This is a genomic window from Xanthomarina sp. (genome assembly GCF_035306705.1).
Lineage (GTDB): Bacteria > Bacteroidota > Bacteroidia > Flavobacteriales > Flavobacteriaceae > Xanthomarina.
In genome coordinates this window covers 1-9,728 of sequence record NZ_DATGNO010000094.1, presented here as the reverse complement: position 1 = coordinate 9,728, position 9,728 = coordinate 1, and the positions used below count along the sequence as shown (strand labels likewise).

Below are 9,728 nucleotides of genomic sequence, written 5' to 3'. Positions count from 1 at the left end.
AAAGCATCTGGTTGCGGTTCATGTCCTCTAAAGCGTTTGTAGAGAACCATTGGGTCTTCTGTTCCACCTTGAGACAATACATGGTCTTTAAACTTGGTAGCTACGTCTTTATTGAAAATGCCTTTTTCCTTAAAAAACTCAAAAGCATCTGCATCTAATACTTCCGCCCATTTGTAACTGTAATAACCCGAGCTGTAACCTCCTTGAAAAATATGGGAAAAAGATGTACTCATGCAGTTTTTAGCTACATCTGGATATAATTTGGTGTTTTCAAAAGCTTCTAGTTCATGTGTTTTAACAGAAGTTATTTTTTCTGGAGAATCTGTTCCGTGCCAGCTCATATCCAATAAGCCAAAACTTAATTGACGCAAGGTTTGCATACCTTCGTGAAAGGTAGAAGAGGCTTTTATTTTTTCAATTAAATGCATAGGAATAACCTCTCTGGTTTGGTAATGGGTTGCAAATAATTCCAAAGCTTCTTTTTCGTAACACCAGTTTTCCAAGACTTGACTTGGTAGCTCTACAAAGTCCCAAAACACGCTTGTTCCCGAAATACTTGGATAGGTTGTATTGGCTAACATACCATGTAAAGCATGTCCGAATTCGTGAAATAAGGTGGTTACTTCATTAAAAGTTAAAAGTGAAGGTTTGCTTTTTGTAGGTTTGGTAAAGTTGCAAACTATGGAAATATGAGGACGAGAGTTTTCACCGTTTTTTACATATTGTGGTTTATAGGAAGTCATCCAAGCTCCATTTCTTTTTCCAGCTCTTGGGAAAAAATCGGCGTAAAAAATGGAAACCAATTCGCCTTTGTCGTTTGTAACTTTATAGGTTAAAACATCTTCGTGATATTTATCGATACTTGAGATTTCTTCAAAATACAAGCCATATAATTTTTCCGAAACTGTAAAAACACCTTTAATAACATTTTCAAGTTTAAAATAAGGTTTTAGCTGTTCGTCGTCTAAATCGAAACGTTTTTGTTTAAGCTTTTCAGCGTAATAAGTACCATCCCATTTTTGTAATTGATCTATTTGATCTAAATCTTTGGCAAAGCTTTCTAGTTCGCTAAATTCATTTATAGCAGCTGGTTTGGCTTTTTCTAAAAGTTCGTTTAAAAAGGCTTCCACTTTTTCGGGAGTTTTTGCCATACGTTCTTCCAAAACAAAATGCGCATGGGTTTTATAGCCTAGTAAATTTGCTCTTTGATGACGAAGTTTTACAATTTGCAAGACATTTTCCTGATTGTCCAAGGCATCATTTTTAAAAGCTTTTGCTCCTGACGCAATGGCTAACTTCTTACGTAAATCGCGATTATCGGCATAAGTCATAAATGGAATATAACTCGGGTAATCTAAAGTAATTAACCAACCTTTCAGATCTTTAGCTTCAGCTAGTTGTTGGGCAGCTTCTTTTGCGCCTTCAGGTAAACCAGATAAGTCGTCTTCGTTAGTAATAAGCATTTCAAAATTATTGGTTTCCGCCAATACGTTTTCACCAAACTTTAATTTTAATTTGCTTAATTCTTTGTCAACTTCTCGTAGTTGCAGTTTCTTGTCTTCAGGTAAATTGGCACCATTTCTAGAAAAACCTTTATATTTTTTATCTAATAGTGTTTTTTGTTCCGTTGTTAAGACTAAGTTGTCTTTTTCCTTATAAACTAATTTTACACGCTTAAAAAGATCTTCATTTAAAGTAATATCGTTACTGAATTCTGATAAAAGAGGCGACACTTCTTGAGCAATTCTCTGAATTTCCTCGTTGGTTTCGGCAGAGTTTAAATTAAAAAAGATACTTGAAATCCTGTCTAATTCTTCCCCAGAAAAATCTAAAGCCTCAATAGTATTTTTAAAAGTTGGTGTTTCAGAATTTTTTGTAATGGCATCAATTTCTTGTTTTGCCTTTTCTATGGCTATTTTAATTGCGGGCAAGAAATGCTCGTTTTTAATTTTAGAAAATGGAGCTGTTTGAAATTCTGTATTGAAGGATTTGTTTAGGATATTCATTTTGTGGGTGTTTCTACTTGATAGTCAAAATCTTACTTTTCTTACAAAGTAAGACAAACTGAAATTATTAACTTTATTTTATGATTATAATGTGGTGGTAATTAAATATATGTGACTACTTTTGCATCAGATTTTTCATGAGAGTTTAAGTAACTCTTTTAAATAATTGATTAATAGCGATTAAAACCTCGATCACAAGTCGAGGTTTTTTTATTTTAAATCTTTTGCAGATTCTATAACTTTTGCTTTAAGCGCTTCTTTATAAGCAATTATTTTGTCTAAAACAGCTGCATCTGAACTTCCAATAATCTGTGCAGCCAAAATTCCGGCATTTTTTGCGCCATTTAAAGCAACTGTTGCTACAGGAACTCCTCCAGGCATTTGTAAAATGGATAAAATAGAATCCCAACCATCTATAGAATTACTGCTTTTTACAGGAACACCAATTACTGGAAGGGGCGATAAAGAGGCTATCATTCCTGGTAAATGTGCAGCGCCTCCGGCTCCAGCAATTATTACCGAAAACCCACGTGTATGCGCATATTTGCCATAATCGAAAAGTTTTTCAGGCGTTCTGTGTGCCGAAACAATATCTACTTCTACTTCAATTTTAAAATCTTTTAAAATATCTATGGCTTCTTGCATAACTGGGAGGTCGCTTTTGCTTCCCATGATAATTCCTACTTTGCTCATAATTATTCGCTTATAACTTTAATCGTATTTTTAACTTCTTCAGCAATTTTCCTTGCTTCGTTTAAATCTTCGTTTACTATGGTAACATGTCCCATTTTTCTAAAGGGTCTGGTTTGCTTTTTTCCATAAATATGTGGTGTTACACCAGGCATTTTCATAATGTCTTCAATGTTTTGGTACACAACATTTCCGGTATGTCCTTCAGCTCCAACCAAATTTACCATAATTCCACCAACTATACTTTCAGTTTTGCCTAAAGGTAAATTTAAAATAGCTCTTAAATGCTGTTCAAATTGCGAAGTGTAACTAGATTCTATGGTATGATGTCCAGAGTTATGCGGCCTTGGAGCTACTTCATTTACTATAATATCATTATCGTGAGTTTGAAACATTTCAACGGCCAATAGCCCCACATGATTAAAAGCTTGAGATACTTTTAATGCAATTTCAGTGGCCTTTTTTGCGACTTTTTCATCGATTCTAGCAGGGCAAATAACATATTCCACTTGATTGGCTTCTGGATGGAATTCCATTTCAACCACTGGGTAAATAGCAACTTCTCCCTTAGGATTTCTAGCTACAATAACGGCTAATTCCTTTTTAAACGGAATCAGGTTTTCTGTTATGCATTCTACATTAGGTAAATCTTTTAAATCGGCCTCTGTTCTAACAATTTTCACACCGTTTCCATCATAACCAAATTGAGAGCTTTTCCAAACAAAAGGAAAATTCAAGCCACCGTTATGTACGGCATCTAAAATTTGCGACGCATAGGCAAATCTTGAAAAATCGGCTGTTGGAATGTCGTGATCTCTATAAAATAATTTTTGTGTGGCTTTGTTTTGTATAGTGCGAAGCGTTTTGGACGAGGGATATACTTTTACGCCTTCTTTTTCCAAAGCTTCTAAGGCATTGGTGTTTACATTTTCAATTTCAAATGTTAGTACATCTACGTTCTTTCCAAAATTATAAACAGCATCGTAGTCCATTAAATCTCCTAAATAAAACTCGTTACAAGCTATTTTGCACGGTGCTTCGTTGCTGGCATCTAAAACAGCGGTGTGAATATCGAATTTTCTGGTATCGTAAAGTAACATTTTGCCCAATTGACCACCACCTAGAATGCCCAGTTTGAAAGTTGAAGAGAAAAATTTCATTGATTCTATTTTCCACAAAAGTACAAATCAAATGGCTTTGAAAAAACTAAATCCAAAACAATCTAAATGAGAATTCGTAAAACCTTAATCAAATGATTATCTTTGCCTTTCTAAAAAAAATAAAACAAGTGGTTAAGCTTCACGATTTACAATTCAAGCCGTTTATTTCTGAAAAAGAAATATTACAGACAGTTGAACGAATGGCAATAGAAATAGCCGAAGACCTTAAAGACGAAGTACCTGTGTTTATTGGTATTTTGAATGGCTCGTTTATGTTTGTTAGCGATTTCGTAAAAAAATATCCAAAACCTTGCGAGGTTACTTTTATTAAATTGGCGTCGTATGAAGGTGTTAAATCAACTGAAGATATTCAACGTTTAATTGGATTGACTCAAGATTTAAGTGGAAGAACCGTGGTTATTTTAGAAGATATCATCGATTCTGGAAATACGCTTGAAGAAGTCCACAGAATATTTAAAAGTGAAAACGTAAAACAACTAATAATTGCTACGCTGTTTCACAAGCCAACCGCTTATAAAAAAGATTATAAATTACACTATGTAGGTATTGAAATACCAAATAAATTTATTGTAGGATACGGATTAGACTATGATGGGTTAGGTAGGGATTTGCCAGAAATATATCAATTAAAAACCACACAACACATGACTAATATCGTGCTATTTGGCCCTCCAGGAGCAGGGAAAGGAACACAGGCAAACTACTTAAAAGAAAAATATAATTTGGTGCATATTTCTACAGGAGATGTGTTTCGTTTTAATATAAAAAATGAAACAGCTTTAGGAATGATTGCCAAATCTTATATGGATAAAGGAGAACTTGTTCCAGACCAAGTAACTATTGATATGTTAAATGCTGAAGTTGAAAAAAACGCCGATGCAAAAGGTTTTATTTTTGATGGTTTTCCACGTACAAATGCACAAGCAAAAGCCTTAGACAAACTTATGGATTCCAAGGACTCTCAAATTGATGCCATGGTGGCTCTTGAAGTTGAAGATGAGATTTTAGTAGAGCGCGTATTGGGACGAGGTAAAACCAGTGGTCGTGCAGATGATGCAGACGAAAACATTATTAGAAATAGAATTAAAGAATACTATAGTAAAACAGCTATATTAAAAGATTACTATTCAGCTCAAAATAAATATTTTGGAGTTGATGGTGTTGGAGATATCCAAGATATTACCAAACGCTTGAGTGTAGTAATCGATAAATTATAAATTATTGCGCCTGCTCAATCAGGAGCTAAAACAATAAGTTTCATTTAATACAATTTCCACATTTGTGGATGAATAATATGACAGAAGGAAATTTCGTTGACTATGTAAAATTGCATGTATCTTCCGGAAACGGAGGTAAAGGTTCTGCGCATTTACACCGAGAGAAATTTGTAGAAAAAGGAGGTCCAGATGGTGGAGATGGAGGACGTGGAGGTCATGTTATTATGCGTGGAAACGCGAATCTTTGGACACTTTATACCTACAAGTTTAAAAGACATTTTAAAGCGGATCATGGCGAACATGGAGGTAAGAGCAGAAGTACAGGTTCCGATGGACAAGATGTGTATATGGACGTTCCACTTGGAACTATAGTAAGAGATAGAGAAACCGAAGACGTAATTTTTGAAATTACCGAAGATGGCGAAGAAAAAATTATAGCTCAAGGAGGTTTGGGAGGTCGTGGTAACTGGCACTTTAAAACATCCACAAACCAAACGCCAAGATATGCTCAGCCTGGAATTCCGGGTCAAGAATTGGATATTGTTTTAGAACTTAAATTATTAGCTGACGTTGGTTTGGTAGGGTTTCCAAATGCTGGAAAATCAACGTTACTTTCTGTGGTTAGTGCTGCAAAACCTAAAATTGCAGACTACGAATTTACCACCCTTAAACCCAATTTGGGAATTGTAGAGTATCGCGATTTCAAAACCTTTGTAATGGCCGATATCCCTGGAATTATTGAAGGTGCTGCCGAAGGGAAAGGGCTTGGGCATTACTTTTTGCGCCATATTGAAAGAAATTCCGTTTTATTATTTTTAATTCCTGCAGATGCAGACGATATTAGAAAACAGTACGATATTCTTTTGGATGAATTAAAACGTTATAATCCTGAAATTCTGGATAAGGAACGATTTGTGGTTATTTCAAAAAGTGATATGCTTGACAACGAATTAAAAGCAGAACTAAAAGTAGAACTGGATAAAACACTTCCGGTGGAATACATGTTTATCTCTGCGGTGGCCCAACAAGGACTTACCGAGTTAAAAGATAAACTTTGGAAAATGCTTAATGCTTAAAAATATCTAAGAAATTGATGTTTTAGATATAATTTCAAAGCGTTTAAAACTTATTTTCAAACCTCATACGGAGTTAAAACCTATGAGGTTTTTTTATTTATTATTTCATATCTTTAAAATAAAAATGAAAAAGTCAGCCTCCATATTTTTTCTGTTCATTTGCCTATCCTGCGGTGTTACCGTTAATTACGATTACGAAAAAAGCACCGATTTTTCCAAATACAAATCCTACAGCTATTTTACTAACATGAATACCGGTTTAAGCGAATTTGATTCCAAGCGCTTATTTAAAGCTGTCGATCATACAATGGCTTTAAAAGGATTTACCTTATCAGAAGACTCCGATTTTATTATCAACATTGAAAGCTCTACTTATCAAGAAAACAGAAGTAATTCTTCAGTTGGAGTAGGTGTTGGCGGTGGTGGTGGAAATGTTGGGGGAGGTATTTCGGTAGGAATTCCCATAGGTCAAGCCAATATGTCCAGACAAATTAAATTCGATTTTGTCGATGCTAAAACCAATCAGCTATTTTGGCAAGCTATTTCTAGTGAAACTGATGTTCCAAGAGACTATCCGGAAGAGCGTGAAGAAAAATTGAAGCAAATCGTTACTAAAGTTTTAGACGGATTTCCTCCAAAGAAGTAACAGCAACTTTATCATTTTCATAACAATTCAAAATGCCAAAGCTGTATTTCGTTTTGTAACTTTGATTTCATTTAAAAATATACATCATGGACACATTACAAAATAAAGTAGCCTTCATAACTGGAGGTACCAAGGGAATTGGATACGGAATTGCGCAATCGCTTATCAAACAAGGAATCCATGTAGCTATTACCGGTAGAAATTTAGCAGCTGCCCAAGAAGCAGCTAAGAGCTTAAATCAAGATTCAAAAAACTCTGCCAAAGCTATTGGTTTGGAGGCAGATGTTCGTGATTTAGAAAGTCAGGAGCAAGCTGTAAAGCAAGTTATCAAACAGTTTGGAAAGTTGGATATTGTTATAGCTAATGCTGGATTAGGTCATTTTGGTAGTATAGAGGATTTAACCAAAGACCAATGGAATGAAACGATTGACACCAATTTAACGGGTGTTTTTAATTCCATTAAAGCCAGTATCTCTGCATTAAAAGAAACAAAAGGCTATTATATTACTATTTCAAGTTTGGCAGGTACTAACTTTTTTGCGGGCGGTTCTGCCTATAACGCGAGTAAATTTGGAGTTACCGGATTTACACAAGCTGTGATGTTGGATTTGAGACAGTATGGAATTAAAGTAAGTACTATTATGCCCGGTTCTGTATCGACCTTTTTTAATGGAAATGAACCGGATGAAAGTGATGCTTGGAAAATTCAAATTGAAGATATTGGAGAGCTGGTTGTCGATTTATTAAAAATGAATCCAAGAACCTTACCAAGTAAAATTGAAGTAAGACCAACTATGCCTTCAAGCAAATAAGTATTCTTTTGCTTCTGATGTCAGCAATGAGAATAATACAAAACTTGATTTTATAAAGTATCAATTTAGTTTAATCAAATGTTATTCATTAAAAAATAACTTCCAGACCAATTAGGTTTGGCAAGCAAAACAATAAAAAAAGAGGCTTTTATATAGGCCTCTTTTTTATCTAGATAGTTATTGGGATAACATCTTATTTTTGGAATGAAATTTAATTCTTAACAAGTTTCTTATTTGCAATTAACACTTTGTTTGAGTAAAAATTTACTAGGTAAACGCCCGAACTAAAGGTGCTGATGTCTATAGTAGATTTTTCATTATTAGAGAAATCGGTAGTCAGTATCTTTTTGCCATCCAAGCTAATAATTTCAATAGTTAGTTGTGTGCTTAAAGAACTTTTATAAGAAAAATTCAGAAGATCCTGCGATGGATTTGGAAACATGCTAATGCTTAATTTATTTTCTTCACTAGTAATTTCAGTAATTCCAATTGTTGAAATATTTATATTCCAAGTTACCGTATAGGCATGTATGGCTTCGTGGTTATCGATTCTTTGCAATAACGTATTATCTGTTACAACAGCAGTTAAAGTGTTGTTGCCTTCGTTTAAATCCGTTTCTATAAGTTCCAAATTATCTACATTCGATGCGAAATTAATAGAATTAAGAGTCCACGAACTTTCTAGCGTATTAGGTAAAGGGGCAACGAGAGATAAACTAAATTCGAGAGGAAAACTTGGGTTTTCAATAAGGCCATTCTCTGGAAGATAAGAATCGATAGGAGATACTAAATCGTGTATCTTTTCTATGATACCTTCTTTACAAACCGAACAAAAAGGATAACCCAAATAGCGCATTTTACAGCCTTGATGTGGTCTAAACCAGGTGGCTTCAGATCCAGTTGAGCCATAAGCATAAATTCCAACACCATTACTGCTCATCCAATTGGCCCACTTTACTAGACTCGGATTTGTTTCTTGCGTCATGTTTATGCCTTCTTCTGCTAGAATATCTCCAGGATAATATTCATCTTTTAAGTTGATAAGCGAATGACCAATTTCATGAATCGCAATTTCACTAGAACTTGCACCAGTTGAAGCGATTGGAAACATACCACCACTACCGCCATAATGAGGAGCGTTTACAAGAATGAGTCCTTGATCATACAGCGGGAAGTTATCTGCCAGAACACTCATAACAGCAGCAAAGTTTTCGGTATATAATAGTCTATGTACATTATAGCTATCGTAGCTGGTACCAAAATAATTGTCTACACTTGAAATGGGAACATTATAACTTCCTTCGTCTGCTGCAGTTCCTGGATGACTGGCGCCACTTTCGTTTGAAGGGATATTTATAATATAAACATTAAAATAATTACTGTATTCAGCAAAAGGCGATTGGCTGAACATATCGGTAACAAAGTTGTTGGCATCGGTTTCAAACTTAGCAAATTCAGTTGTTTGATAACCATCTCCCATAATAACAATGTTGATACGGTTATCCATATCGCCCGAATTTTTGATATTCTCAACATCAAATACTTGCGAAAAAGACATTTGAAAAGTAATTAAAGTAAGAAGAAAGAGTAATGTGTGTTTCATATAATTACAGTTTGGTAGTAAGTATTTTATTTGGTTTTTGGTTTTCACTAATCTCTCTTATTTCAAGAAATTTTGTGTTTTCTATATAAGGAGCTCTTATAACAAATTGTGTACTATCCAATTCGATAAGACGTTTTTCAAGATTTCCAGAATCGTTTACAAATTCAACTATTTTTTTTAAGGGATTTTCAATATTCACTACTTGTAAAACATTCTTTTTACTATCTAAAAATGCACATTCCAAATCTCCTTCGGTTTGATTCTTGTCGTTATTAGAAAAACCTTTTATTTTTCCATCTACAAGTTTGTGTTTTAGAAAGGTGATTTCTGTTTCCGTATTTTTGTTTTTTTTGATATTATAAGTTAAAAACACGACTCTTGGAGACATTTCTTTTTCGGACGGTTGGACTTTTGTACTGGCACACGAATGCATCAAAAATAAAATAATGAAAAATTTCAAAGGATATCTCAAGTTAGAGGTTCAAATAGATTAGTAA

Annotated in this window: 9 protein-coding genes; 4 read left to right on the top strand and 5 right to left on the bottom strand. The window is 34.4% G+C overall.

From position 1 onward, the window contains the following. The 3 genes from VKY47_RS08325 to VKY47_RS08315 form a co-directional block, all read right to left on the bottom strand. A partial coding sequence (locus tag VKY47_RS08325) for a M3 family metallopeptidase (RefSeq protein ID WP_324311959.1) occupies positions 1–2,006 on the bottom strand: 2,006 nt, incomplete at its 3' end. A gap of 210 nt (positions 2,007–2,216) precedes the next feature. Further along, on the bottom strand, positions 2,217–2,699 hold the full coding sequence (gene purE, locus VKY47_RS08320; RefSeq protein ID WP_324311958.1) for a 5-(carboxyamino)imidazole ribonucleotide mutase: 483 nt from the start codon (positions 2,697–2,699) through the stop codon (positions 2,217–2,219). A gap of 2 nt (positions 2,700–2,701) precedes the next feature. Then, on the bottom strand, positions 2,702–3,856 hold the full coding sequence (locus VKY47_RS08315) for a 5-(carboxyamino)imidazole ribonucleotide synthase (protein WP_324311957.1): 1,155 nt from the start codon (positions 3,854–3,856) through the stop codon (positions 2,702–2,704). 92 nt (positions 3,857–3,948) lie between these two features. Between VKY47_RS08315 and VKY47_RS08310 the strand changes: the two genes are divergently transcribed. The 4 genes from VKY47_RS08310 (at position 3,949) to VKY47_RS08295 (ending at position 7,628) form a co-directional block, all read left to right on the top strand. After that, positions 3,949–5,094: an adenylate kinase gene (locus VKY47_RS08310; protein ID WP_324311956.1), complete on the top strand. Its 1,146-nt coding sequence runs from the start codon at positions 3,949–3,951 to the stop codon at positions 5,092–5,094. A 77-nt stretch (positions 5,095–5,171) separates the two neighbouring features. Continuing rightward, positions 5,172–6,170, top strand: coding sequence for a GTPase ObgE (obgE, locus tag VKY47_RS08305; RefSeq protein ID WP_324311954.1), 999 nt, complete (start codon positions 5,172–5,174; stop codon positions 6,168–6,170). A 124-nt stretch (positions 6,171–6,294) separates the two neighbouring features. Further along, positions 6,295–6,816: a DUF4136 domain-containing protein gene (locus VKY47_RS08300; protein WP_324311953.1), complete on the top strand. Its 522-nt coding sequence runs from the start codon at positions 6,295–6,297 to the stop codon at positions 6,814–6,816. Positions 6,817–6,902: 86 nt separating this feature from the next. Beyond that, the gene (locus tag VKY47_RS08295; RefSeq protein WP_324311951.1) at positions 6,903–7,628 is read left to right on the top strand and encodes an SDR family oxidoreductase; all 726 of its coding nucleotides are present in this window, start codon (positions 6,903–6,905) and stop codon (positions 7,626–7,628) included. Between the two features lie 211 nt (positions 7,629–7,839). Here VKY47_RS08295 and VKY47_RS08290 read toward each other — a convergent pair whose 3' ends face one another. Next, positions 7,840–9,231 carry a T9SS type A sorting domain-containing protein gene (locus VKY47_RS08290; protein WP_324311949.1) on the bottom strand — a complete coding sequence of 464 codons (1,392 nt, stop codon included), beginning with the start codon at positions 9,229–9,231 and terminating at the stop codon, positions 7,840–7,842. Positions 9,232–9,235: 4 nt separating this feature from the next. Beyond that, a complete protein-coding gene (locus VKY47_RS08285) occupies positions 9,236–9,619 on the bottom strand; it encodes a hypothetical protein (RefSeq protein WP_324311948.1) in 384 nt (127 codons plus the stop codon). Between the last annotated feature and the right edge of the window lie 109 nt (positions 9,620–9,728).